The organism is Streptomyces sp. NPDC045967, assembly GCF_056430495.1.
Genome location: NZ_JBWKLE010000002.1, coordinates 466,917 through 492,108 on the forward strand (window position 1 = coordinate 466,917; position 25,192 = coordinate 492,108).

The following is a 25,192-nucleotide window of genomic DNA, read 5'->3' on the forward strand; positions in this document are numbered from 1 at the left end:
GTCAGGCACCGCTCAGGGCTTCGTCCGCGGTCCGGTCCGGGCCGGCGGCGGCCGCCGGGGTGCGGTCGCGGCCTTCCGCGCGGTCCGCCCCCCGGGCTTCCCCGCGGCCTTTCCCGTGGCCCTGGCCCCGGCGGGCCGCCTGGATCGCCCAGTACACGGCCTCCGGGGTCGCGGGCGAGGCGAGTTCGACGCCGATCCCGCCCGGCCCGAACGCGGCGGCGGCCTGCCGCAGGGCCTCACGGACGGAGAAGGCCAGCATCAGCGGCGGCTCGCCGACCGCCTTGGACCCGTACACCGCGCCCTCCTCGGTCGCGTTCTCCATCAGCATGACGTGGAACTCCTCGGGCATCTCCGAGAAGCTCGGCAGCTTGTAGGTGCTCGCGGCCTGGGTCAGCAGCCGGCCGCGGTGCGGCCCGTCACCGTCGTCCCAGCGCAGGTCCTCGAGCGTCAGCCAGCCCGCACCCTGGACGAAACCGCCTTCGACCTGACCGATGTCGATCATCGGGGAGAGGCTGTCGCCGACGTCGTGGACGATGTCCACCCGCCGGATGCGGTAGGCGCCGGTGAAGCCGTCCACCTCGACCTCGGTGGCGGCCGCCCCATAGGAGAAGTACTTGAACGGCGAGCCTTTGAAGGACTTCGCGTCCCAATGCAGCCCCTCGGTCCGGTAGAAACCGGCCGCCGACAGCTGGACCCGCTGGAAGTACGCCGTGCGCACCAGCTCGTCCCAGGCCAGCTCACGGTCGCTGCCCAGGACGCGTGCGACGCCCTCGACGATTCCGACGTCGGAGGCGTTCGCCCCCAGCTGGGTGGCGGCGACCTGGAGGAGCCGGCCGCGCAGCTGCTCGCACGCGTTCTTCACCGCCGCCCCGTTCAGGTCGGCACCCGAACTGGCCGCGGTGGCCGAGGTGTTGGGAACCTTGTCGGTACGGGTCGGGGCGAGGCGCACCTTGTGCAGTGGGATGCCCAGCGTCGTCGCGACCACCTGAAGCATCTTGGTGTGCAGGCCCTGGCCCATCTCGGTACCGCCGTGGTTGATCAGGACCGAGCCGTCCTTGTAGATCAGCACCAGCGCGCCCGCCTGGTTGAAGGCGGTGAGGTTGAACGAGATCCCGAACTTGACGCCGGTGATCGCCAGGGCCCGCCGGGTGTGGGGGTGCCGGGCGTTGAAGGCGGCGATCTCGCGCCGGCGGTCGGCGAAGCCGGCGTTGTCCTTGACCTGCTGCCAGACCGCGCCGATCCGTTCGGGCTGGCTCACCGGCTGCCCGTACGGCGTCGACTGCCCCTGCCGGTAGAAGTTGCGCTCCCGCAGCTCCGCCGGGTCCAGGCCGAGCAGCGGCGCGCACCGGCCCATGATGTCCTCGATCACCAGCATGCCCTGGGGACCGCCGAAGCCGCGGAAGGCCGTGTTGGAGACCTTGTTGGTCTTGGCGATGCGGCCGCGGACGCGCGCGTGGGGGATCCAGTAGGTGTTGTCGATGTGGCACAGGGCGCGGGCCACCACCGGCTCCGACAGGTCCAGGCTCCAGCCGCCGTCCGCGGTCAGGGTGGCGTCCAGGGCCTGGATGCGGCCCTCGGCGTCGAAACCGATCTTCCACTCGGCGTGGAACCCGTGCCGCTTGCCGGACATGGTCAGGTCCTGGGTCCGGCTCAGCCGCACCCGGACCGGCCGGCCGGTCAGCTTGGCCCCGAGCGCGGCGACGGCCGCGAACCCGTGCGGCTGCATCTCCTTGCCGCCGAAGCCGCCGCCCATCCGCAGGCACTGCACGGTCACCTCGTGGCTGTGCAGGCCGAGCACGTGCGCGACGATCTCCTGCGTCTCCGAAGGATGCTGGGTGCTGCTCTGTACGAACACCTGCCCGGACTCGTCGATGCTCGCCAGTGCCGCGTGCGTCTCCAGGTAGAAGTGCTCCTGGTCGGAGAACTGGAACTCGCCGGTGAACACGTGCGCCGAGTCGGCGAATCCGGCGTCGACGTCACCCGCCACCATCACCGGACGAGCGCCGTGGAAGCTGCCCGCCTCCATCGCGTCCCGCAGCGTGATCAGGGAGGGCTTCTCGTCGAGTTCGACCTCGACGGCCGCCGCACCGAGCCGGGCCGCCTCCAGGGTCTCGGCGAGCACCCAGGCGACCGCGTGCCCGTGGAACATGACCTCGTCGGGGAACAGCGGTTCGTCGTGCTTCATCCCGGCGTCGTTGACACCGGGCACGTCGGCGCCCGTCAGCACGCGCACCACACCGGGCACGGCGAGCGCGGGTCCGGTGCGCAGCGCGGTGATCGTGCCGTGCGCCTTCATGACCTGCACCGGGTGGGCGTGCAGCACGTCCTTGGTGCGGTGCACCAGGTCGTCGGTGTAGAGGGCCGCGCCGGTGACGTGCAGGGAGGCGCTCTCGTGCGGCATCGAGACGCCGACGGCGGGCTTCACGGGACGTTCGGACAGATGACTCACGACGAGACCGCCTCGGTGGTGTGCGCGTACAGCTTCAGCAGGCTCTGGCCCAGCATCTCGGAGCGGTATCCGGCGCTGGCGCGGTGATCGTCCAGGGGGGTGCCCTCGGCCCGCAGGACCGCGGCCACCGCGTCGACGGTCCGCGCCGTCCACGGCCTGCCCTCCAGGGCCGCCTCGGTGGCCAGGGCGCGGATCGGGGTGGCGGCCACGCCGCCCAGGCCGATGCGTGCCTTGGCCACGATCCCGTCCTCGACGTCCAGCGCGAAGGCGACCGCGACGCTGGAGATGTCGTCGAACCGCCGCTTGGCGATCTTGTGGAACGCGGTGACCCGGGACAGCGGCAGCGGGATGCGCACCGAGCGGATCAGTTCGCCGGGCCGGCGGACGCTGCGCCGGTAGCCGGTGAAGTAGTCCGCCAGCGGGACCTCGCGCTCTCCGTCGGTGTCCACGAGCACCACCGACGCCTCCAGCGCGAGCAGGACGGGCGGGCTGTCGCCGATGGGGGAGCCGGTCCCCAGATTGCCGCCGAGGGTGGCGCCGTTGCGGATGAGTCGGGAGGCGAATTGCGGGAACAGCTCGGCCAGCAGGGGGACGTCGCCGTCGAGACGGCGTTCGATCTCGGTGAGCGTCAGCGCCGCGCCGATCTCGACGCGGTCGGATCCGACGCGCAGCTCCCGCAGTTCCGGCAGCCGATCGACGGCCACCACGCAACCGGCGCGGCGGGAGCGCATGTTCACCTCCACGCCCCAGTCCGTGGAACCGGCGACCACCACCGCGTCGGGCCGATCGCGCAGCAGGCGCAGCGTTTCGGCCAGGGTGCTCCTGCGCACGAAGGCGCTGTCGTCCTGGACGTACTCGGTGGCGGCCGGGGCGGGCGGCGACTGCTCGCGACGCCGGGCGAGCGGGTCGTCGGCGGCGGGCGTGCCGACGGCGAACGCGGCGTCACGGATGGGGCGGTAGCCCGTGCAGCGGCACAGGTTGCCGCTCAGCGCGTGCAGGTCGAAGCCGTTCGGACCGTGCTCGGGGTCGCTGCCGACGGCCGGGGTGCGGGGCGCGTCGTCCGGGGCCGGGGCCGCCTGCGCGCAGCGGCCCGGCCGGTAGTACTCGGCGGCCATGCTGCAGATGAACCCCGGCGTGCAGTAACCGCACTGGGAGCCGCCGCGGACCGCCATCTCCTGCTGCACGGGGTGCAGCACGGGCGGCGTACCGGGGGCGCCGGGGGTGGCGAAGCCTTCGGAGGTGACGACCTCCTGACCGTCGAGCGCGGCCACCGGGACGAGGCAGGCGTTGACCGCCACCCAGTCGGTGGGCTTGTCCACCCCGGGTCGGGCCACGAGGACCGAACACGCGCCGCACTCGCCTTCGGCGCAGCCCTCCTTGGTACCGGTGAGGCCGCGCTCGCGCAGGAAGTCCAGCGTCGTGGTGTGGGGCGCGGCCGGTGCGATCGGGGTCTCTTCCCCGTTGACGGTGATCCTCGCCGCCGCCATCACAGACCTTCGTTTCGGTGCGTGCCGGGTCGGTTCATCATGTTCGCCAATGCAGGCAGCTTTCTGTGCTCGGGCGCGCCACAGGACAGGAGCGGGCGCAGCACGGCACGCGACGGGGGCGTGCCGGGATGGGGTGACGGGGGATACCCGGAAGGTGGAACGGGGGCGCCGCGGACGGCGCACCGCAACGGCGTGTCAGCAGCCGTGCGCGATACGACCCGGAACCCACGCGGTGCAGTGGGCGAGGCGAGCCAGGTCAGAGCTGGTGTACATCTGCCGGTCGCCTCCTTCGGTGCTCTCGGGTCGGTGTCCACGCAAAGTAGTGGCTGAGGCCGCGACGGTCAAGAAGACGTCTCGTGAAGGGCCCGCTCGGTTGGCCCGGGCCGTGCGACGGCGCCTTTCGGTGCCGGCGGCCGAACGGTCTTTTCGAGAGGACCGATGAGTTTCTGCGCGAGCGGCAGTCCTAGATCATGGTTGGTGCGCGACGGTGTGAGCGCGCGCACGGCCGAGCTGCCGGACATGGATACGGAAGACCTGAGGAAGAAGACCCCGATGCGTACTGTGATCAGCACCGCTTTCCTGTCGCTCGACGGCGTCGTGGAGGCCCCGGGTGGCGAGCCCGGGTACCGGAACTCCGGCTGGACGTTCAAGCACACCGAGTTCCTGCCCGAAGCCTTCGAGATCAAGGGCCGGGAGCAGAAGGAGGCCGCGGCCATGCTGCTGGGCCGGCGCAGCTACGAGGCGTTCAGCCGGGTGTGGCCGGACATGGAGGACTTCGCCGACTACAAGGTGATGCCGAAGTACGTCGTCTCCACCACCCTGGGTGAGGACGACCTCGTCTCGAACTGGGGCGAGACCACGGTCCTGCGGTCGCTGGACGAGGTCGCCGCCCTCAAGGAGACCGAGGGCGGCCCGATCATCGTCCACGGCAGCGCCTCCCTGAACCAGGCCCTGTCGGACGCCGGCCTGATCGACCGCTACCACCTCCTCGTCTTCCCCCTCCTGCTGGGCGCCGGCAAGCGCCTCTTCAGCGCCACGGACAAGGACGTGCAGAAGCTGAAGCTCGTGGAGTACGAGGCCTACGCCAACGGCCTGCAGAAGAACGTCTTCGACGTGGTCCGGTGACGGCCGGTCCGTGCCGCGCCGGCGACCGCGCGAACGTCCCCGGCCTCCCCAACCGGTGCCCGCCGCAGGGACAGTGAGCGAGACCTCGCCGGTCCGTCAGGCGGAGTCCTTCAAGCTCTGGGCGGCCCGGGCGGCGGCCTGCTCGATGGCGAGGCACTCGGCGTACACCGGAAGCAGACCGGCGGCCCGCGCCTCGGCCAGGGTGGGGGCCACCCGGTCGCGGTCGGAGACGACGGGCGGCACGTCCTGGGGGATCGGCAGCCCCAGCTCGGGGTCGAACACGGAGAGCGCCAGCTCGTGTTCGGCCACGTACGGATCGGTCAGCAGGTACGACACCACGGACTCCTCGCCCAGGCCGACGAAGGCGTGGCCGACACCGACCGGGAAGTACAGGGCCTTGAAGGTGCGCGGGTTCAGCCGGACCGCGTCCCACTGCCCGAAGGTCGGCGAGCCCACCCGGATGTCGATCACGATGTCGAGCACCTCGCCCTGCGGGCAGTACACGTACTTCGCCGTGCCCGGGGGCGTCGTGGTGAAGTGCACGCCGCGCACCACCCCGCGCCGGGACCTGCTGTGGTTGCTCTGCGCCACGCGGAACGCGGCGAGACCGGTCGCCTCGGCGAAGGCGGCCTCCTGGAAGGGCGAGACGAACAGCCCCCGGTCGTCGGGGAAGACCCGGGGGGTGAACTCGAAGGCGCCGTCGACGGCGAGTTTGCGTGCTTCCATGGCGTCTCCTGGAGGGTCGGGGGTGAACGGCGAGCGGCGAACGGCGAGCGGGGAGGGCGGGGGCGCCGCCGGGAGCGGTCGCCCACCGGGTCACACCTTCAGCAGGACCTCGCGGACGGCGGCGATCACCCGGTCCTGCACCTCCGGCGTCAGGGACGGGTACATGGGCAGCGAGAAGATCTGCCCGGCCAGCTCCTCGGTCACCGGCAGCGCGCCCTTGCCGTAGCCGAGGTGGGCGAAACCGCTCATGGTGTGCACCGGCCAGGGATAGCTGACGTTCAGCGCGATGCCGTGGGAGGTCAGGGCTTCGAGGATCGCATCGCGCCGCGGATGGCGGACCACGTAGACGTAGTAGACGTGCTCGTTGCCCGCCGCGGTCCCGGGCAGCACCAGCTCGGTGTCGCCGAGGCCCTCGGCGTACCGTGCGGCGACGGCCCGCCGGGCCGCCACGTAGCCGTCCAGCCGGCGGAGCTTGCGGCGCAGGATCTCCGCCTGGAGCTCGTCCAGCCGCGCGTTGTGGCCGGGCGTCTCGACGACGTAGTAGCGCTCCTCCATGCCGTAGTAGCGCAGCCGGCGCAACCGCGCGGCGGTCTCCTCGTCGGAGGTGAGCACCGCCCCGCCGTCGCCGTAGGCGCCGAGGACCTTCGTCGGATAGAAGGAGAAGGCCGCCGCGTCGCCGGTGGAGCCCGCCACCCGGCCGTTGCGGCGGGCTCCGTGCGCCTGCGCGCAGTCCTCCAGCAGCTTCAGGCCGTGGGCGGCGGCCAGTTCCTCCAGGGGCGCCAGGTCGACGCACTGCCCGTAGAGGTGCACGGGCAGCAGGGCCCGGGTGCGGCCGGTGACCGCCGCCGCGACCTGTGAGGTGTCCATCAGGTAGCTGTCCGGGTCCACGTCCACGAAGACCGGGGTCGCGCCGACCGCGTCGATGGCGAGCACTGTGGGGGCCGCGGTGTTGGAGACGGTGATCACCTCGTCTCCCGGACCGACACCGAGGGCCTGCAGGCCGAGTTTGACGGCGTTGGTGCCGTTGTCCACGCTCACGCAGGACCCGGAGCCGTGGTAGGCGGCGAACTCCTCCTCGAAGGCGCGCATGCTGGCGCCGAACACCAGCTGACCCGACCTGAAGACCGAGTCGACGGCGTCGAGCAGGTCCGCGCGCTCGTTCTCGTACTCGAGGAGGTAGTCCCACACCCTGATCGTCATACCTGTTCCGTCCGTTTCTGTCCGTACGGTGCCCCCTGCCGGGACCGGCCGGGGGCCGGGGCTCCGCGGGGCGCCGCCCCCGCCGTTTCAGGCGCGGGCTTCGGCCAGGGCGGCGACGGTGGCCCGCAGGCCCTCCTCCAGCGGTACGCGGGGCCGCCAGCCGGTTGCCTCGCGGAACGCGGTGGAGTCGATGGTGACGCTGCGGAAGTCGGTCGCCGGAGCGTGCGCGGGCGGCTCGGTGGAGAGCACCGGCACGGGGGGCAGGCCGGTCCGCTCGGCCACGAGCCGGGCGATCGTCCGGAAGACGTCCCCGAGCGGTTCGCCCCGCCCCGAGCCGAGCAGCCAGTGGTCGCCGACCAGTGCGTCGGGGTGTTCCACGGCGGCCAGGAAGGCCCGGGCGACGTCCTCGACGCACACCAGGTCGCGCCGCACGGTGCCGTCGTGCCACAGGGTGAGCGCTTCGCCGGCCAGCGCGCGCCGGACCATGAACGACACCACGCCCCGGTCGGCCGCCCCGGGGGCGGCGGGCCGGCCGAACACCGTCGGCAGACGCAGGCTTGCCCCCCGCAGCGTCCCGGCGGCGGTGGCCTCCTTGAGCAGTTCCTCGGCACGCAGCTTCTGGCGGTCGTACTCCGTCTCCGGCCGGTCGGGTTCGCTCCCGTCGATCGGTTCGCGCCGCGGCACCCCCGTCTGCGACGCGGCGCCCGAGTAGAGGACCAGCGGGGGCGGGCCGCCCGGCCGCCGTGGCCTGAGCACCTCGACCAGGGAGCCCATCACCCCGACGTTGACGGACTCGGGGCTGCTGCCCGTGCCGGCCGCCCGCCACCCGTCGCTGTGGCTGACCAGCGAGACGACCACGTCCGATCCGGACACCGCCCGGGCGAGGGCTCCGGGGTCGGTGAGGTCGGCCGTGCGGACCTCCGTGCGGGCGGCGCCCGCGGGCACGCTGCTCGGCCTGCGGGCCACCGCCCGCAGCCGCACCGGGAGCCGGCTGAAGGCCGCGGTGACCGCGGAACCGACGAAGCCCGAGGCGCCCAGCACGGTGATCAGCGGAGCCTCCGGCGGGAGGGGGAGGGAGGCCGTCATACCGGCTGCGTCCGGGTGTCCGCGGGGGCGCGCCTCCGGCCCGCCAGCGCGGTCACCGGGCGTTCCACCAGCGTGTGCAGGAGCCAGGCCAGGCCGAGCGAGAGCCCGAGGCCCAGCAGGACGACCAGCAGCTCGACACCGAGTGAGGAGGTCCACTCGGGGCCCAGCGCCTTCCTCAGCTGGGTGAGCACCAGGTAGTGCACCATGTAGAAGGCGAAGGACAGTTCGCCGAGCCGGACCCAGACCGGCCCGCGCAGCACGGAGGCCGTGCCGCGGGCGTCGGCGGTCGCGGCAGCGGCGATCAGCGGCACCAGCCACACCGAGGCGATGCCGCCCACGCCCAGCAGGTACGCGGAGTACGTGGAGACCACGTACCCCGCGACCGCCAGGCCGAGGGCGGGCAGCATGCCGACGCGCACCCACTGGCCGGTCAGCACCAGCCGGGCGACGACGATGCCGAGGACGAAGTCGAGCATCCGCACGGGCGGGAAGAAGTAGACGAACCACACCTGGTGGTAGGACATCGACTCGAAGCCCGGATACGGCAGGGCCGGCTCGTTGGAGATCACGTACCGGCCGACCAGGGCCGCGCCCGCGCACAGGGCGACGACCGTCACGGCCGCCGGCCACAGGAGCCCGCGCGGGATCCGCTCGATCGCCGCCAGCAGGAACGGGAAGGCGAGGTAGAACAGCAGCTCGCAGGAGAGCGTCCAGCTGACCGGGTTGCCGGAGGAGGCGACCAGCGGGTCAGGCCACCAGGACTGCACGAGGAGGAAGTTGGGGAGCCAGTCCTTGACGCCGAGGGCCGTGCCGGTGCCGACGGTCAGCAGGACCGCGGCCGCGAGGGTGACCAGGTGGTTCGGGAAGATCTTGGCGAGCCGCCGCCGCAGGAACAGGCCGCGTGCGGTGTCCGGCCGGTAGGACCAGGTCAGGACGAAGCCGCTGAGGACGAAGAAGAACCCCACGCCGTAGCTGCCGCCCCGGTCCGTGGCCGCGTGCAGCCACTCGCCGGTGCCGCCGCTGACGAACCTGACCTCGACGAAGGAGTGGTACAGGAAGACCAGCAGGGCGGCGACGAACCGCAGGCCGGTGAGCGTGTCGAGCCGGGCGGGCAGTACGGGGCGGCCCGGGTCGCCCACCGCCCGCCCGGACGCGGGGGCCGACCCGGTGGGTGGCCGGGGTCCGGCCAGGTCTCTCGCCGGTGGTTCGGTCATGGTCTGGTCTCCTCGGGGTGCGCGGCGTGCTCGGCGTGCTCGGGTGCTCGATGGGGGAGGGGGCGGAGCGGGAGCGGGAGCAGGCGCGCCGCGACCCGCGGTCCGCCAGGCCGGGGCGGCGGGGTCACCACGCGCTGGGGAGGCAGGCGAGCAGCGTCCGGGCCTGGATGTTGACGTGGTGGCCGAACCGGGTCATCCGGGCCAGCTGGTCGAGGGTCGCCCAGCGGTACTCGGGGGGCTGCTCGACGGGGAACCCCTCCGGGGCCTCGACCAGCATGTTGCGGCTCTCCGCCCGGTGGAAGCGGCCGCCCTCCTCCGACTGCAGGACGTCGTAGTGCACCCGCCCGGCGGGGGCGGTCAGCACCGCGTCGAGGTAGCGGGAGCGCTCCCCGGGCAGGCACTGGACGGTCGGCGCCAGCTCCGGGCCGTTGAGCGACCCCGCCTCCTCGTACGCCTGGAGCAGGACGTGCAGGACACCGTCGAGCCGGGCGGCCAGGAAGGCGTGCACCGCGACCCCGGTCGGCTCCAGCAGCGGCTGGGACCAGGAGGGCACCTCGCGGTTGCCCGCCTCGACCTGCGCCCCGATGACACCGAACGGCCCGCCCTCGCCCAGGGCGATGCTGTCCGCGGTGCGCACCCAGCCCGCCGCCTCGGTGTCGCTCAGGGGCACCCGGCGCACCGAACCGGGCGCGCCGGCCCGCATGTCGGTCAGCCACCGGGTCAGTTCGGCCAGGGTGTGCCGGGGGCGCGCCGCAGGGCTGAGCGAGTGCAGCACACCGGCGCCGAATCCGCCGTCCGGCCCGGCGGCGCCGCCCACCGGCGTGAAGCCGGCGGAGTCGACCGGAACGCAGGACAGGACCGTCCTCGAGTCCATGTTGACCACGTGCTCCTGCCGCAGGAGCGAGCGGAGTTGGCCGAGCGTCAGCCAATGGAAGTCCTCGTGCGCCGGCACGTCCTCGAAGGTCTCCACCACCATGTGGCGGTTGCGCTTGTGCAGGAAGTAGGAGGCGTGCTCGGACTGCAGCAGGTCCACCAGCACCTCGGCCCGGCCCGGCCGGGCGAAGTACTCCAAGTACCGCACGACCGATCCGCCGTGCGCCTGCGTGTAGTTGCTGCGGGTCGCCTGCACGGTCGGCGACAGCTGCACGGTGTTGATGTTCCCCGGCTCCATCTTCGCCTGCATCAGGAAGTGCAGGACGCCGTCGAACTCGCGCACCAGCAGGCCGAGGGTGCCGATCTCGGGCTGCACGATGATCGGCCGGGCCGCGCCCGCCTCGAGGCGGTCGCCGTCCTCCGCGCGCAGCCCCTCGATCGAGAAGAACCGGCCGGTGCGGTGCCGCAGGTTGCCGGTTCCGAGTTCGGTGTACCACTCCTCCAGCGCATCGAAGGGGATCCGGGAGACCTTGAACCGGCGCGCGCAGCGCTCGGCGAACCAGGTGTGGAACGCGCTCATCGGGAACCGCGTGCTGTCCTCGGCCGCCAGGGAGAGCATGAAGCGCTGCGCGAGGGGCAGCTCCCGTCCGCCGGACGGCGGGCGGCTGACCGACAGAGCCGGCGACAACTCTTCCATGGCTTCTCCGCATCTCCCACGGTGCTCCGACGGGCGAGTCAGTGCGAGAACCTAGGAGCGGCCAAGGGACGCCGGATAGACACAATTGCGCATTCGCGCGCCGCCGCTGCGGGCTTCCCCGGTCACGCCTCCCCCACGGCCCGCCGGCGCTAGGCTGCGTCGCGGCAGACTTCCGCAGGACGGGATGGGTCGTGACTCCACAGACGTTGACGGACCGTGAACTGAACCGGGCGCTGCTGGCCAGGCAGGGCCTGCTGGAGCGGCTCGACCTGCCGCTGCCGCGGGCGGTCGAGGCCGTCGGCGCCGTCCAGGCGCAGTACGGGCCGGCGCTGCCGGTCGCGCTGTGGACCCGCGTGCGCGGAGTGGAGGCCGGCAGCGTGCGCGACGCCCTGGAGCAGCGGACCCTGGTGGTGGGCACGCTGCTGCGGCGCACCCTGCACCTGGTGACCCCGGCCGAGCACGCCGCGTACGCCGCCGTCGTGGTGGCCGCCGGGGACGACACCTGGCGCCGGACCCGCGGCACGTCGGATCCCGCGGCGGACCGGTTCAGGGAGGGCCTGGCGCGGTTCGCCGGATCCGTGGCGCGCTCCCCGGAGGAGGTCACGGACTGGATCGAGAAGTGGGTGGCCGCCCACCCCGAGGCGCTCGATCCGGCCGAGCTCGAGTTCCAGCGCACCTACAAGTGGCGGCCGTTCCGCTCGACCGTGGCCGTCACGCGCTCGCCGGCCGACGGGGTGTGGGACCAGGGCGTACCCGAGGGGGTGATCGCGGCTCCCGTACCGGCCGGAGGTCCGCCCGCGCCCGAGGAGGCGCTGCGGGAGGTGGTCCTGCGCCACCTGCGGGCGTTCGGACCGGCCGCGGCCGCCGATGTCGCCCAGTGGATCGGGGCGAAGGTCACCCCCGTCAAAACCCTGCTGAAGTCCCTGGAGGACCGGCTGGAGGTGTTCAAGGACGAGGGCGGGCAACTCCTCTACGACCTGCCGGACGCCCCCCGGCCACCGGCCGGCGAGCCGGTCCCGGTGCGCCTGCTGCCCTGGTTCGACAGCACGCTGCTCGCGTACGCGCCGAAGCGGCGGACCCGGATCCTGCCCGACGCGTACCGCGACGCGGTGTACGCGAAGGCCAACCTGCAGCTGCGGCCGACGTTCCTGGTGGACGGCACGGTGTCCGGGGTGTGGTCCCTGGACCGCAAGCGGCGGGAGGCGGTGCTCACCCTCACCCCGCTGCGTGCACTGCCGCGCACCGTGACCGCCGAGCTGGTGGCGGAGGCCGAGCGGCTCCTGCCCGTGTGCGTGCCGGACGGCCCGGCGCACGTCGTGGTGGCCGACTGAACGGGACCGCCGACTGGGCACAACTGAGCAGCGCGGGAGCCGGGCAGGGCGGTACACACCTGGGAACCGACTGCTGAGGAGTCCTCGATGCGTGTGCTGTTCACGACGACACCGGCCCCCGGGCACTTCCATCCGCTCGTACCGCTCGCCGCCGCCGCCCGGGCGGCGGGCCACGACGTGGCCTTCGCCACCGGCAAGTCGATGCTGCCGGCCGTCGAGGCGATGGGGCTGCGCGGCTTCCCGGCCGGCCTCGGACGCGACGGCGACGGCGACGCCGAGTTCCTCCGGATCAAGGAGAGCGCCCGCGGCCTGGCACCGCACGGTGTGGAGATGGACCGGATCGCGATCGCGCGCATCCTGTACGGCGTCCGGACCCGGCGGATGGTCCCCGACCTCCTCGCCCTGGCGAAGGACTGGCGACCCGACGTGATCGTGCGCGACAGCTACGAGGTGGGCGGCGCGGTGGCCGCCGAGGTCCTCGGCGTGCCGCACGCCGCGCTCGACACCACCCCGCTGTACGACATGCGGCCGCTGCGCGACCTCATCACCGAGGAACTGGCACGGGCCCGCGAGGAGGCCGGTCTCGCCCCCGACCCCGAGGAGCGGATGCTCCACCGCCACCTGCACCTGTGCTGCGCCCCGCCCGGCTACCTCCACCCGGGGCAGTACCGGCCGCGCACCATGCGGGCCCTGCGGCCGATGCCCTTCGACCGGGCCGAGGACGAGGAGCTGCCCGCCTGGGTGGCCGGGCTGCCGGACCGCCCGACCGTCTACGTGACGTTCGGGACGATCGCGAACCGCTGGGTGCCCGGGGCCTTCCCCGGCCTGTTCGGCCGGGTGCTGGCCGCGTTCGACGGGGAGCCGGTGAACGTCATCGCCACCACCGACCGCGACAGCGATCCGGCGGAACTGGGGCCGCTCCCGGCGAACATCAGGGTCGAGCGCTACATCCCGCAGAGCCTGCTGCTGCCGCACTGCGCGCTCGCCGTCACCCACGGCGGGTTCAACACCGTCGTGGGGGCCCTGGACGCCGGCGTCCCGCAGGTGGTCATCCCCTTCCTCGGTGACCACCCCGACAACGCGCGCCGGGTCGAGGAACTGCGCATCGGCCGCTTCGTCGACCCGGCGACGCTGACGCCGGAAGCGGTGCGCGCCGCGGCGAGGGAGGTGCTGTCGGACGGGATCCACCGCGAGAACACCGAGCGCCTGCGGGCCGAACTGCGCGATCTCCCGGGGCCCGCCGAGGCGGTCGGACTGCTGGAGCTGCTGGCCGCGGGGGAGAGCCTGCCGGAGCACTGAGCGCGGCCCGCCGCCCCGCCCGGGGCCGCCGCTCTTCCGCCGGACGACGCCGGTCCCGTGACGGGCGGACGGCGGCAGGCCCGTGACCGGGACTCGGTCACGGGCCTGCCGCCTGCGTGCGGGGTGCCGGCCGGTGTCAGGCGGGCTTGCCCGCCGGTTCCTTCTCGGTGGACTGGGTCAGTTCCTGGAGCGCCGCTTCGACGTGCCGCTTGCGCAGCAGGGCGGCGAACAGGACGGCGCCGACGAGCAGCAGCAGGGCCCCGACCGCGAACGCGGCGCGGAATCCGGAGACCTGGGCCGCCAGTTGGGCAGCGGTGTCCGGGGAGGGGTTCTCGCCGAGCTGGGAGGCGGCCTGGCGTACCGCGATGGCCGACAGCACGGCGAGGCCCACCGCGCCGCCGATCTCCTGGACGGTCTGGTACAGGCCGGAGGCCAGACCGGCGTCCGACTCCGGCACGCCGGACGTGGCGAGCAGGGTGACGGGGACGAACGCGATGCCCAGGCCGACGGAGAGCATCAGCAGACCGGGCAGCAGGTCGCCGGCGTAACTGCCGTTCTCCGGCAGGCGGGACAGCAGCAGCATGCCGCCGGCCCCGAGCGCCAGACCCGTCGTACCGACCGGGACCGGTCCCAGCTTGCCGACCGTCGGCTGGGCGATGGTGGCGCCCACCATCACACCGATGGCGGCGGGCAGGAAGGCCAGGCCGGCCCGCAACGGGCTGTAGGCGAGGACGCCCTGGAGGTACAGGGAGGAGAAGAAGAACATGGAGAAGATGCCGGAGGTGAGCATCAGCAGGACGAGGTCGGCGACGGCCAGCGAACGGATCCGGAAGATCCCGAACCGGACGATCGGGGCGCGGCTGCGCAGGGAGGCCACCACGAACACGGCCAGCAGGACCGCCGTGCCGGCCGCCGCCAGCAGGGTGCGGCCGGAAGTCCAGCCCCACGCACCGCCGTTGCTCAGGGCGTACACGAGCAGCAGCAGGCCGCCGGTGATGCTGACCGCACCGACCACGTCGACCGACCGGTCGCCCTCGGTGACCCGGGAGTCGGGGATGAAGCGCGAGCCGAGCAGGACGGCGGCGCCGACCGGGATGTTGATGAAGAAGATCCAGTGCCAGGACAGCGAGGCGGTCAGCAGCCCGCCGAGGAGCAGGCCGAGCGCGCCGCCCGCCGCGGCGATGGTCCCCCATGCCGCCAGCGCCTTCGTCCGCAGCGAGGCGTCCTTGAAGGAGGTGTTGATGATGGAGAGTCCGGCGGGCGCGATCATCGCACCGGCCAGGCCCTGGACCCCGCGACCGACGATCAGTACGGTCGCGTCGGTCGCCAGGCCGTTGACCGCGGAGGAGACCGTGAACAGGACGACGCCGGCCAGCAGCAGCCGCTTGCGGCCGAAGAGGTCGCCGAGCCGGCCGTTGAGGATCAGGAAGCCGCCGAACATCAGCGCATAGACGTTCACGACCCACTGGAGGTCGCCCGGTGACATGTGGAGGCCGGAATTGATCGACGGCAGGGCCACGTTCACGATCGTCGCGTCCAGCACGACCATCAGGTCGGCGAGGCACAGGAACACGATGATCAGTGCGGGTCGGCCGCCCGGTCCGGACAGTGCTGGTGCAGGGCTCGACGAGGTGCCTTGGGCGGGTGAGGTGGTCACGGGCGCTCCTGACAGAACAGCAGGTCGGTGGACCCGGCGAGGCCGGTTCCGCGGGATCGTAACATCGTAAGCGGACCTCCTGGTCCGTTTATTCGAGACAGATGTGGACGGTGATGACGGGGGGTCGTGCGGGCGGTCGGGCCGGCGGTACCGGACGGGTGCCGCCGGCGGCGCGATGAAGGGGTGGTGGCGTGAAGGGGTGGGCGGGAGGGGCGGGTTGGAGTGGGCGGGGTGCGGATGGCGCCCCGGACATCGCCGGGGCGGGCCCGTCATGGTGCTCCGAGTGCCTCCACCGCCCGCCGGTAGTCGGCCGGCGAGGGCGCGGCCACGGCGTAGGGCCGGTCCGGGGCGCCGGGCGGCGGGGGGCGGAGCCCGTCGTAGATGACGTCGAGGTAGCGCTGCCACAGGTCGGGCTGGTCGGCGCGGAGCGGGGCGGCCGCCTGCCGGACGCCGCCGAGCAGCAGCATGACGTCCACGGTGGTGATGTCGGCCCGCACCGCGCCCTGGTCCCGGGCCCGGCGCAGTACGTCGGTCACCGCGTCGGTGAGCTTCTCCTCGGCCGCCAGCACGTCGGCGTGGGCGTGCGGGGCCAGCGAGAGCGACTCGAAGAACCCCCGGTCCGCGGCGTACAGGCGCGCCGCCGCCCGCATGAAGGAGTACAGGGCCCTCCCGGCGTCCTCGTCGTCGGCCAGGGTGAGGGTCAGCGCCGTCAGTTCCTCCAGCCGTTCGACGGCGATGGCGGCGACCAGCTGGTCCTTGGAGGAGAAGCAGCGGAACGCCGTCCCCTTGCCCAGGCCCGCCTCCCGGACGATCTGCGACACGGGGATGCCGAGGCCGCCCTCGGCGAACGAGCGGGCGGCCGCGTCGACGAGCAGCCGCTGGTTGCGGACGGCATCGGCGCGCGACCGCGTGGCCGGGGCGCCGGATGCGGAAGTGCTGGACACGGTGCGGGGTCCTCCCTGGTGGTGGGTTCCGGCCGGTCCCTCCCGCCGGACGGCGCGGGTCACCGGACCCGCCCGCCCGGCGGGAGGGACCCGCCGGTGGCTGAGGGCGCCCCGACCGCGTGCAGCAGGGGCTCCGCATCATGGTGCCTGACCGGGATCCGGCCCGGGGCGAGGACGCACACCGCTCCCGCGTACCCCTCCGCCGCCGGCAGGTCGGTCAGGAACACCCGGTCGGGCCGGGACCCGGGGAACCGGCGCAGCCGCGGCGGCTCGCCCGGGGGCCCCAGGTCGACCTCGGCGAGCGGCACCGTCAGCCCCACGCCGACGGCCTTGAGCAGCGCCTCCTTGCGCGCCCAGCAGCGGACGAACCCGGCCGCGTCCGAGGTGCCGGCGGCCTCCGCCGGGCCCAGGGTGGCGCCACCGCGGAAGTCCCGGCCGAGCCCGCCCGGTTCCTCCTCGACGTCCACCCCGACCGGTCCGGCCCGGGTCGCCGCCACCACCACGAACGCGCCGGAGTGGCTGGTCGACACGTGCAGCCCGGTCCCGGGCAGGACGGGCCTTCCGTGCTGCCCGGGGCACGAGGGGCAGAAGCGGTCCACGCCCACCGCGTCCGGCGCCGACCCGAGCGCCGCCGCCGCGACCGCCCGCAGCAGGACGGCTCCCAGGGCGGAGCGCTCCCGGTCGGCCGGGTTGCGAAAACGCCGCAGTCGCTCGTGCTCCGTCGCACTCAGCACGCTCAGGTGTTCCGCCCGCAACCAGTCCGTCCGGGCCCACCAGACGTCGCAGGGCGCGCCGTCCACGGGAGCGGTTACCGTTGCGGCTGCTGCGCGAGCAGGACCGGTACGCCTCCCACGATCGGGAAGTCCCGGGCGCAGTCCAGGCAGGTCAGCGCCCCGGCTCCGGCGTCGTGCCGCAGGCCGGCGTCGGGGTGGTCGGGGCAGCCGAGTACGTCGAGCAGGGCGGGGTCGAGTGCCATCGGATCTCTCCTCGTGGTGGATCGGCGGTCGGGTGCGGCGGCCGGACGGCCCGGCCGGGCCGGGCGGCCGGACGGGTCAGGACGGCGGGCCGGGTCAGGACGGCGGGCCGGACGCGGGACGGCCGTGGCGGGCCCGCAGTTCGCGTTTGAGGACCTTGCCGAGGAAGCTGCGGGGCAGGGCGCCGGTGAGGACGTAGTGGGCCGGTACCTCCGGCTTGCGCAACCGGGCCTCGGCGAAGGCCCGGACCGCGGGGAGTCGGTCGGGTGAGGTCAGGACCAGGACCGCGGTGACGGCCTGGCCGAGTTCCGGGTCCGGCGTGCCGATCACCGCCACCTCCTTGACGTCCGGGTGCTCGTACAGCTCGGCCTCGACGGCGATGCTGGATATCAGGGCGCCGCCGGAGCGCACCGCGTCCGCGGACCGGTCGAAGAAGGTGAGTTCGCCGTGCTCGTCCACCCGCCCGAGGTCGGTCATCCGGGTCCAGTCGCCGATGTTGAAGCGCTGGTCGAGGTCGGTGTCGAGGTAGCGGCGCTTCGGTGCGGCGGTGCGCATCCAGATCTCGCCGACCTCTCCGGCCGGCAGGGGCTGCTGGTCCTCCCCGGTGATCTGCAGTTCGGTCCCGTGCGCGGGCCGGCCCATGGAGAGCGGCTTCTCCGGGTCGAACAGGTGGAGGGTGACGGCCGGTGAGGCCTCCAGCGAGGTGTAGGCCATCGCCAGGCAGGCGCCGGGGAGCGCGGCCAGCAGATCGCGGGCCACGGCCGGCGGGAAGGCGGACGATGCGGTGGTCACGGTGTGGACGCTGCTGAGGTCGTGCCGCTCGTGCACCCGCGCCCGTACGAGCGCCAGGGCGGTCGCCGGCGTGATCATGATGGATCCGCAGGCGTACCGGGTGATCAGCGTGGCGATCTGCTCCGGGTCCTCGGGCGGGGCGACCAGCAGGATGCTGCGGGACAGCAGCGGCAGCGAGGTCGTGCCCTGGCTGGAGGAGGTGCCCAACGGCATCGCGGCCAGCAGGTGGTCCGCGTTGCCGAGGGTGTCGATGGTGGGCTTGGCCCGCCCGAAGAGCATGTTCGCGTGGGTGACCGTGATGGCCTTGGCTCGGCCGGTCGTTCCCGACGTGTAGAGGATGTCGGCTATGCCGTCGATCCGCGGCGCGGCGGCCACCGGCGGCTCGTGCCGCCCCGTGTCCAGGGTCTCCAGGGTGGCCGTCCAGCCGCTGGAGCCCGCCGGCGGGGTCAGCGCGGAGCCGTGCAGGATGCCGTTCACCCCGCACTCGGCCAGCCGGTGCGCGATCTCGTCGGCCGGCATCGTGTCGTTGAGGTGCAGGGTGGTCGCACCGACCCGCTGCGCCGCGTGGTAGGCGACCGCGTAGTCGATCCAGTCGAGCCCGCCGAAGTACAGGGCGATCCGCCGCAGGCGCGGCTCCTTGAAGCCCAGCAGGCCGTGCGCCGCGGCGTCGGCGCGCCGGTCCCACTCCCCGAAGGTCAGCGGCTCCAGGCCGTCGACGACGATCGCGACGCCCTGCGGATCGGTGGCCGCGCGCTCGCGCAGCAGGTCGGTGAGCGTGCCGCCGGGTGCGCCGTCCGAAGGGCCGGTCTGCGGCCGTCCGGTACTCGTGCTGGATCCCATGTCCGCCCCCCGGCCCTTCAGTTCTTCGCCAGCACGGTGAGCGGGACCCGCCACACCTGGTGCCGCTCGCGGTCCGGGTCCGGCAGCGCCCGCAGCGCCGCGACCACCGGGACGACCAGACGCTGCCAGTCCGCGTCGCCGACGTCCTTGAGGTAGGACCAGACCCGGCCCGCGATGCTGTCCGCGTACTGGTTCGGTGTCAGGTCGATCTCGTACGGGTTGACCGAGGCCTCCTCCAGCACCCGCAGCCCCGCCTTGGCGGCGGCCTTGGCGAGCCGTTCCGGGGTGTCGGGCACCGTGGGCTTGAGCACGTCCAGCGGCGCCTCCGCCGCCACCAGGTCGTCGGGCTCGGCGACCGGGACGCCGTGCACGGTGACCAGGCGGCCGCCGGGGGCGAGCACCCGGGCGGTCTCCGCGAGCACGCGGTCCATGTCGTCCACCACGTGCAGCACGTGCACCATGATCACGTTGGGCAGGGAGCCGGAGGCGAACGGCAGGTGCCGGGCGTTGCCGACCACCACCCTTCCGTTCAGGCGGCTTTCGGCCCGGGCGGCCATCTGCGGCGCGACGTCCACGCCGAGGACCGAGTGGCCGAGCTCCGTGAGGCCCACGTCGACCAGGCCGGTACCCAGGCCGATGTCGAGGACGGGGCCGGGAAGCAGATGCGGCGAGAGGTCCTCGGCGGCCTTGCGGCCTCGCTCCAGGCCGCCGTGGTAGGCGTCGTAGTCGTCGGCGTCCTTGTCGAACCGGAGGGACTCGCTGGTGACAGAGGTCATGAAGGCGCACTCCAATCATGGGGCCGACGGGGCCCGCGGGGTGCCGCGGCCGACGTCCCGAGCCAAGAGGACCGAGCGGTCCGCTTGGCCCGGGAGTCTAGTCGATCCGGTGCCGGGGGGCGTTGCCCAAGATTGAGCAGAGCCCGGTTTCCCGGCCCGGCTAGCGTGGCCGCACTGCGGAATCGGGCGTGCGGATCGGCCGCCGGTGCAATCCGCCGAACCAGGCAGAAGGGAATTCCTCCTCATGGCATGGTCGTTCATTCCCCCGGCAGCCCGACAGGTCGCCGAACCCCCCGAGCAGTTGCTGCACACCGGCAATTCCGGACTCATCATCCACCGGGTCGGACAGCTCGCCTACGAATTCCGTACCGAGGGCCGGTCATTCGCGCGGGACTTGCAATTCTTCACCAACAAGGCGCTGCACCCGAATGCCACCACCCTGGTCTACGAGGAGTTGTTCGGAACGCAGGACCGACTGCACTGGCTCATCCACATGCGGGCCCCCAACGACTACGGCCAGCTGCTGGAAATGGTCGACCACGACACGGAGTTCCAGGAGGTCGCCAGCTCCGACCGGCTCGCCGACCAGGGCGGCGGCAACTGGGAGCGGATGTTCCTCCAGGGGTCCTTCCACGAGAAGGTGATCGTCCCCCAGCACGGGCTCACGCACGCCCACGAAGAGGCGGACCTGGGGGGCCTGTTCGCGGTGCCGGCCCGCTTCCAGACCGGCCAGCTCCCGGAAGAGCAGCTCAACAGCGCCAACGCCGGCGTGATCATCCACCGCACCGGGCAGGTCAAGTTCGAATACCGCAAGGAGGGACGGAACTTCGCCTTCGCCTGGCTCAGCCGCATCAACGAGAAGCTGGCCGGGCGCGCCACCGTGTTCCTCTACGAGGAGCAGTGGGGCACCCAGGACCGCATCCACTGGATGATCCACCTGCGCGGTCTCGACGACTACCGCCTCATCGTCGAACTGGAGCGCGAGGATCCGAAGTTCCGCGAGATCCTGACGGGGGAGCGGATCCCCGCCGGCCGCGGCGGCGGCACCTGGGGCCGGATGTTCCTGGACGGCAGCCTCCGCGAGACGGTCCTCGTACCGCACCACGCGGGCACGGACCGCTAGATGCAGGTCGGCATCGAGGCGGTCAACGCCTACGTCGGCAGGGCCTCGCTGGACGTGCGCACGCTCTTCGAGGCACGCGGGCTGGACATGCGCCGCTTCGGGAACCTGATGATGCGGCAGAAGTCGGTCAACCTGCCCTGCGAGGACGCCGTCACCAACGCCGTCAACGCGGCCAAGCCGCTGGTCGACGCGCTGTCACCGGCCGAACGCGACCGCATCGAACTGGTCGTCGTGGGCACCGAGTCCGGGCTGGACTACGGCAAACCGCTCAGCACCTACGTGCACGACGCGCTCGGACTGGGCCGCCGATGCCGGTCCTTCGAGACCAAGCACGCCTGCTACGGCGGCACCGCGGCCCTGCGCTCGGCCGCGGCCCTCCTCGAAGTCGGCGCGGACCCCGACGCCAAGGCGCTGGTCATCGCCGCCGACGCGGCCAGCGCCGCCGCCCGCGACACCTACTGGGAACCCTCCCAGGGCGCCGGGGCGGTGGCGATGCTCGTCGGCGGCCGGCCGAGGATCCTCGCCCTCGACCCGGGTGCCAGCGGCTTCTACAGCTACGAGGTGATGGACACCCTGCGCCCCCGCCCGGACCTCGAAGCCGGCGACTCCGACCTCTCGCTGCTCTCCTACCTGGCCTGCCTGGAGCACAGCTACCGGCACTACGCGGAGCGCGTGGTCGGGGCCGACATCGTCACCACCTTCGACCGGCTCGTCCTGCACACCCCCTTCGCCGGCATGGTGCGGGCCGCGCACCGCACCATGCTGCGCAAGCTCAAGGGCTACGGGACGGCCGCCGTCGAGGCCGACTTCGAGCAGCGCACCGCCGCCTCGCTCGCGTACTGCTCCCGGGTCGGCAACGTCTACTCCGCCGCCCTCTACCTCGCCCTGTGCTCGCTCATCGACCAGGACGGGCCGCAGGCCGGCCCCCGCCGGGTCGGGATGTTCTCGTACGGCTCAGGCTGCGCCTCGGAGTTCTACAGCGGGGTGGTGCCCGAGGGCGCCGGCGCGGAACTCGCCGCCCTGGGCATCGGCGCCGCCATCGAGGACCGCTACCCGCTCTCGATGCCCGAGTACGAGACGCTCGCGGACGGCGGCTCCCTGCGCATGGCGGGCGTACGCGACCAGCGCTTCGACCCGGCCGGCTACGGGCCGGTCTACGAGAAGGGCTTCGCCGGCCGCGGGTTCCTCGTCCTGGACGAGATCAGCGCCTTCCACCGGAGGTACCGGTGGAGCTGACGGGAACCGCATCCCAGGGACCGGCCGGCGGGCGGACGCTGCGCGTGGAGGAGGACCGGGGACGGGGCCGGCTGACCGTGACGCTCACCCGGCCCGCGGAGCGCAACAGCATCACCCCCGAGCTGATCGCGGAGCTCGGCGCCGCGCTCGACCTCGCCGAACGGACCGGGGACTGCAGGGTGGTCGTCCTGCGGGCCGAGGGCGACACCTTCTGCAGCGGCATGGACCTCTCCGGGGTGGCGGCCGCCGACGCCGGGCAGACGGGGTCGGACGCCGGGCGGGCGGGGGTCGGCTCCGGGCAGGTGGGGGCCGACGCCGGGCGGCCGGGGACCGGCGCCGAGCAGGCGGGTGTGGGCGCCGGGCGGGCCGGGCCGGACGACCGGCGCGCGGACGTCCCGGACACCCGCAAGGGCGGCGAGGACTACTTCGCCCTCCTGGAGCGGCTCACCACCATCGGCAGGATCGTGGTGGCGCAGGTGGACGGCCACGCGGTCGGCGGCGGCGTGGGGCTGGTCGCCGCCAGCGACTTCGTGCACGCCACCGACCGCAGCCGGTTCAGCCTCCCCGAGGCGCTCTGGGGGCTGCTGCCCTGCTCCGTCCTGCCCTTCCTGATCCGGCGGGTCGGCTTCCAGCGGGCCTACGCGATGGCGCTCGGCACCCTGCCGGTCGCCGCCCGGGAGGCCGCCGTCCACGGGCTCGTCGACGAACTCGCCGAAGACCCCGGACCGGCGCTGCGCCGGCTGCTCTTCCGCGCCTCGAAGCTGGACCCCGCGACGGTCGCCGACCTCAAGCGCTACATGCGCCGGCTGTGGATCGTCGACGAGCACACCCGGCAGACCGCGGTGGAGGAGTTCGTCCGCCTGATGTCCTCGGACCGCGTCCGCGACCGGATCGCCGGCTTCGCCGACCTCGCCGCCGGGCCGGGCCGGGACCTCCCCCCCGCCGCCCCGCGCTGACCGGGGCCGGGTCTTCTCGGATCAGCGCCCCGGCCGTTCCATCCGACTCACCGACGACGAGGAGGGCACAGTTGCGTGCCTGGATATTCCCGGGGCAGGGATCGCACCGCAGGGGCATGGGCGCGGGCCTGACCGACCGCCACCGCGACCTGGTGGAGTCCGCCGACGCCGTCCTCGGCTTCCCCCTCGCGCCGCTCCTGCTCGACGACCCCGACCAGCGGCTGGGTGACACCCGCTACGCCCAGCCGGCCCTCTTCGTGGTGGAGGCGCTCACCGTGCTGTCCGCCCGCGCGGACGGCGAGCCCGAGCCGGACGTGCTGGCGGGCCACAGCCTCGGGGAGTACGCGGCCCTGTTCGCGGCGGGCTGCTTCGACTTCGAGACCGGGGTGTGCCTGGTCAAGCGCCGCGGCGAGCTGATGGCCGGAGACGGGGACGGCGGGATGCTGGCCGTCGTCGGACTGTCCGCCGAGCGGCTGGCGGAGGCGCTGACCCGGTACGGCGCGGACGCGGTCGACATCGCCAACCACAACGCGCGGACCCAGGTGGTCCTGTCCGGCCCGGCGGATCAGCTGCGGACGGTGGCGGCCCGGCTCCGCGAGGACGGGGCGGCCAGGACGGTGCCGCTGGCCGTCCGCACGGCCTTCCACTCCCGGTACATGCGGGACGCCGCCACCGCCTTCGCCCGGTTCCTGACCGGGTTCACGCTGAGGCCGCCCGCCCTGCCGGTGATCGCCAACGTGACCGCCGCGCCGTACGGGGACGACGTCGCCGCGCTGCTGGCCCGGCAGATCGCCGAACCCGTGCTCTGGACCCAGACCATGGACCGGCTGCTCGGCCTCGGGGTCCGCGAGGTGACCGAGCGGGGCCCGGGCACCGCGCTGGCCGGGCTCTGGAAGACGGCCCTGAAGGACGCCCCGGCGGTGGACGAGGCGACGACGGGGTCGGTGGCGACGACGAGGCCGGCGGCGCCACGGCCGCAGCCGTCGGTGCAGTCATCGGACGGGCCGCAGCCGCAGCCGTCGGTGTCCGGCCGTCCCGCCGTGTTCCGGGCGGAGGGTCTCGGCAGTGCCGAGTTCCGCCAGGACCACCGCGTCCGGGCCGCCTACCTGGCCGGGTCGATGTACAAGGGCATCTCCTCGGCCGAGCTGGTGCTGCGCATGGGCCGCGCGGGCCTCCTGGGCTTCCTCGGCACCGGCGGGCTGGGCCTCGACCGGATCGCGCGGGACCTCGAACGGCTGACCCGGGAGTCCGGCCCCGACCGCCCCTACGGCGTCAACCTGCTGCACACGCCCGCCGATCCGGGGCGGGAGGACGCGGTCGCCGCGCTCTGCGTGCGCTACGGCGTCCGCAGCGTCGAGGCCGCGGGTTTCACGCGGATCACCCCGGCCCTGGTCCGGGCGCGGTTCGCCGGAGCGGGCCGGGACGCGGCGGGCCGGCCCTCGCCGGGCCGGCACCTGGTGGCCAAGGTCTCCCGGCCGGAGGTCGCCCGGGCCTTCCTCGCCCCCGCGCCCGCGGCCGTCGTCGACCGGCTGCTGGCGCAGGGCGGGCTCACGCCGGAGGAGGCCCTCATCGCCCGGGAACTGCCCGTCAGCGGCGACCTGTGCGTGGAGTCGGACTCGGGGGGCCACACGGACGGCGGGGTGGCGCTCGCCCTGCTGCCGACCATCGCCAGGCTGCGGGACCGGGCCGGCGCCGAGTACGGCTACCACCGGCCGGTCCGGGTCGGTGCCGCCGGGGGGCTCGGCACCCCCGAGGCGGTGGCGGCGGTGTTCCTGCTCGGCGCCGATTTCGTGCTGACGGGCTCGGTCAACCAGTGCTCGCCCGAAGCGGGCACCGCCGAGACCGTCAAGGAGATGCTGGCCGGGCTGGACGTCCAGGACACCACCTACGCACCGGCCGGCGACATGTTCGAACTGGGGGCACGGGTCCAGGTGGTGCGCCGCGGCACGCTGTTCCCGGCCCGCGCCAACAAGCTGTACCAGCTGTACCGGCAGTACGGCGCCCTGGAAGAGCTGGACGAGCGGACCAGGGCGTCGTTGGAGGAGCAGTGCTTCGGGCGCCCCGTCGAGGAGGTGTGGCGCGAGACGCGGGCGCACCTCGCGCGGACCGACCCCGAGGAGCTGGCCCGGGCCGGCCGCAGCGACCGGCACCGGATGGCCCTGGTCTTCCGGTGGTACTTCGTCCACTCGACCAGGCTGGCCATGCACGGCACACCGGACCAGCAGGTCAACTACCAGATCCACTGCGGCCCGGCGATGGGCGCGTTCAACCAGTTCGTCGCCGGGACCGAGCTCGCGGACTGGCGCCACCGCCACGTGGACGTGATCGCCGACCGGCTGATGACGGGAGCCGCGTCCATTTTGACGGATCGGACACACGCGATCCTGCGTGCGCAATTCTGAGCAGG

At 73.4% G+C, this 25,192-nt stretch carries 20 protein-coding genes; 7 read left to right on the top strand and 13 right to left on the bottom strand.

From position 1 onward, the window contains the following. Position 1: 1 nt before the first annotated feature. Both xdhB and AC07FY_RS05780 read right to left on the bottom strand, forming a co-directional pair. Positions 2-2,449 carry a xanthine dehydrogenase molybdopterin binding subunit gene (gene xdhB / locus AC07FY_RS05775; protein ID WP_479000911.1) on the bottom strand — a complete coding sequence of 816 codons (2,448 nt, stop codon included), beginning with the start codon at positions 2,447-2,449 and terminating at the stop codon, positions 2-4. Continuing rightward, positions 2,446-3,936, bottom strand: a complete 1,491-nt coding sequence (locus AC07FY_RS05780) for a xanthine dehydrogenase small subunit (protein WP_479000914.1) — start codon at positions 3,934-3,936, stop codon at positions 2,446-2,448. Before AC07FY_RS05780 ends, xdhB begins: the two co-directional genes overlap by 4 nt. Positions 3,937-4,488: 552 nt before the next feature. Here AC07FY_RS05780 and AC07FY_RS05785 point away from each other — a divergent pair. Then, complete coding sequence (locus AC07FY_RS05785) at positions 4,489-5,061, top strand: dihydrofolate reductase family protein (RefSeq protein ID WP_479000916.1); 573 nt, start codon at positions 4,489-4,491, stop codon at positions 5,059-5,061. Between the two features lie 96 nt (positions 5,062-5,157). Here the strand turns inward: AC07FY_RS05785 and AC07FY_RS05790 are convergent, their stop codons facing one another. The 5 genes from AC07FY_RS05790 to AC07FY_RS05810 form a co-directional block, all read right to left on the bottom strand. Continuing rightward, positions 5,158-5,787, bottom strand: coding sequence for a dTDP-4-dehydrorhamnose 3,5-epimerase family protein (locus tag AC07FY_RS05790; RefSeq protein WP_479000918.1), 630 nt, complete (start codon positions 5,785-5,787; stop codon positions 5,158-5,160). A gap of 90 nt (positions 5,788-5,877) precedes the next feature. Beyond that, a complete protein-coding gene (locus AC07FY_RS05795) occupies positions 5,878-6,987 on the bottom strand; it encodes a DegT/DnrJ/EryC1/StrS family aminotransferase (protein ID WP_479000921.1) in 1,110 nt (369 codons plus the stop codon). An 87-nt stretch (positions 6,988-7,074) separates the two neighbouring features. Then, positions 7,075-8,073 carry an NAD-dependent epimerase/dehydratase family protein gene (locus AC07FY_RS05800; protein WP_479000924.1) on the bottom strand — a complete coding sequence of 333 codons (999 nt, stop codon included), beginning with the start codon at positions 8,071-8,073 and terminating at the stop codon, positions 7,075-7,077. Next, positions 8,070-9,287, bottom strand: coding sequence for an acyltransferase family protein (locus AC07FY_RS05805; protein ID WP_479000927.1), 1,218 nt, complete (start codon positions 9,285-9,287; stop codon positions 8,070-8,072). The genes AC07FY_RS05800 and AC07FY_RS05805 overlap by 4 nt, the downstream gene beginning before the upstream one ends. A gap of 124 nt (positions 9,288-9,411) precedes the next feature. Beyond that, the gene (locus tag AC07FY_RS05810; RefSeq protein ID WP_479000930.1) at positions 9,412-10,857 is read right to left on the bottom strand and encodes an NDP-hexose 2,3-dehydratase family protein; all 1,446 of its coding nucleotides are present in this window, start codon (positions 10,855-10,857) and stop codon (positions 9,412-9,414) included. A gap of 191 nt (positions 10,858-11,048) precedes the next feature. On the opposite strand from AC07FY_RS05810, the gene AC07FY_RS05815 reads away from it, so the two are divergent. Further along, a complete protein-coding gene (locus tag AC07FY_RS05815) occupies positions 11,049-12,188 on the top strand; it encodes a winged helix DNA-binding domain-containing protein (RefSeq protein WP_479000933.1) in 1,140 nt (379 codons plus the stop codon). 87 nt (positions 12,189-12,275) lie between these two features. After that, positions 12,276-13,487, top strand: coding sequence for a glycosyltransferase (locus AC07FY_RS05820; RefSeq protein WP_479000935.1), 1,212 nt, complete (start codon positions 12,276-12,278; stop codon positions 13,485-13,487). Positions 13,488-13,623: 136 nt separating this feature from the next. Here AC07FY_RS05820 and AC07FY_RS05825 read toward each other — a convergent pair whose 3' ends face one another. The 6 genes from AC07FY_RS05825 to AC07FY_RS05850 all read right to left on the bottom strand — a co-directional run bounded on the left by AC07FY_RS05825 (position 13,624) and on the right by AC07FY_RS05850 (position 19,470). Then, the gene (locus AC07FY_RS05825; RefSeq protein WP_479000937.1) at positions 13,624-15,144 is read right to left on the bottom strand and encodes an MFS transporter; all 1,521 of its coding nucleotides are present in this window, start codon (positions 15,142-15,144) and stop codon (positions 13,624-13,626) included. A gap of 269 nt (positions 15,145-15,413) precedes the next feature. Then, complete coding sequence (locus AC07FY_RS05830) at positions 15,414-16,088, bottom strand: TetR/AcrR family transcriptional regulator (protein ID WP_479000940.1); 675 nt, start codon at positions 16,086-16,088, stop codon at positions 15,414-15,416. Between the two features lie 59 nt (positions 16,089-16,147). After that, a complete protein-coding gene (locus AC07FY_RS05835) occupies positions 16,148-16,888 on the bottom strand; it encodes a 4'-phosphopantetheinyl transferase family protein (RefSeq protein WP_479000943.1) in 741 nt (246 codons plus the stop codon). 8 nt (positions 16,889-16,896) lie between these two features. Next, positions 16,897-17,064 carry a Trm112 family protein gene (locus AC07FY_RS05840; protein ID WP_479000945.1) on the bottom strand — a complete coding sequence of 56 codons (168 nt, stop codon included), beginning with the start codon at positions 17,062-17,064 and terminating at the stop codon, positions 16,897-16,899. 94 nt (positions 17,065-17,158) lie between these two features. Then, on the bottom strand, positions 17,159-18,694 hold the full coding sequence (locus AC07FY_RS05845; protein WP_479000948.1) for a class I adenylate-forming enzyme family protein: 1,536 nt from the start codon (positions 18,692-18,694) through the stop codon (positions 17,159-17,161). A gap of 17 nt (positions 18,695-18,711) precedes the next feature. Next, a complete protein-coding gene (locus AC07FY_RS05850; RefSeq protein ID WP_479000951.1) occupies positions 18,712-19,470 on the bottom strand; it encodes a class I SAM-dependent methyltransferase in 759 nt (252 codons plus the stop codon). A 244-nt stretch (positions 19,471-19,714) separates the two neighbouring features. On the opposite strand from AC07FY_RS05850, the gene AC07FY_RS05855 reads away from it, so the two are divergent. The 4 genes from AC07FY_RS05855 to fabD all read left to right on the top strand — a co-directional run bounded on the left by AC07FY_RS05855 (position 19,715) and on the right by fabD (position 25,187). Then, a complete protein-coding gene (locus AC07FY_RS05855) occupies positions 19,715-20,593 on the top strand; it encodes a DUF6039 family protein (RefSeq protein ID WP_479000954.1) in 879 nt (292 codons plus the stop codon). Beyond that, complete coding sequence (locus AC07FY_RS05860) at positions 20,594-21,829, top strand: hydroxymethylglutaryl-CoA synthase family protein (RefSeq protein ID WP_479000957.1); 1,236 nt, start codon at positions 20,594-20,596, stop codon at positions 21,827-21,829. It begins immediately after the preceding gene. After that, positions 21,820-22,785, top strand: coding sequence for an enoyl-CoA hydratase-related protein (locus tag AC07FY_RS05865; protein ID WP_479000960.1), 966 nt, complete (start codon positions 21,820-21,822; stop codon positions 22,783-22,785). Before AC07FY_RS05860 ends, AC07FY_RS05865 begins: the two co-directional genes overlap by 10 nt. A 71-nt stretch (positions 22,786-22,856) precedes the next feature. Beyond that, complete coding sequence (gene fabD, locus AC07FY_RS05870) at positions 22,857-25,187, top strand: ACP S-malonyltransferase (RefSeq protein WP_479000963.1); 2,331 nt, start codon at positions 22,857-22,859, stop codon at positions 25,185-25,187. Positions 25,188-25,192 lie beyond the last annotated feature (5 nt).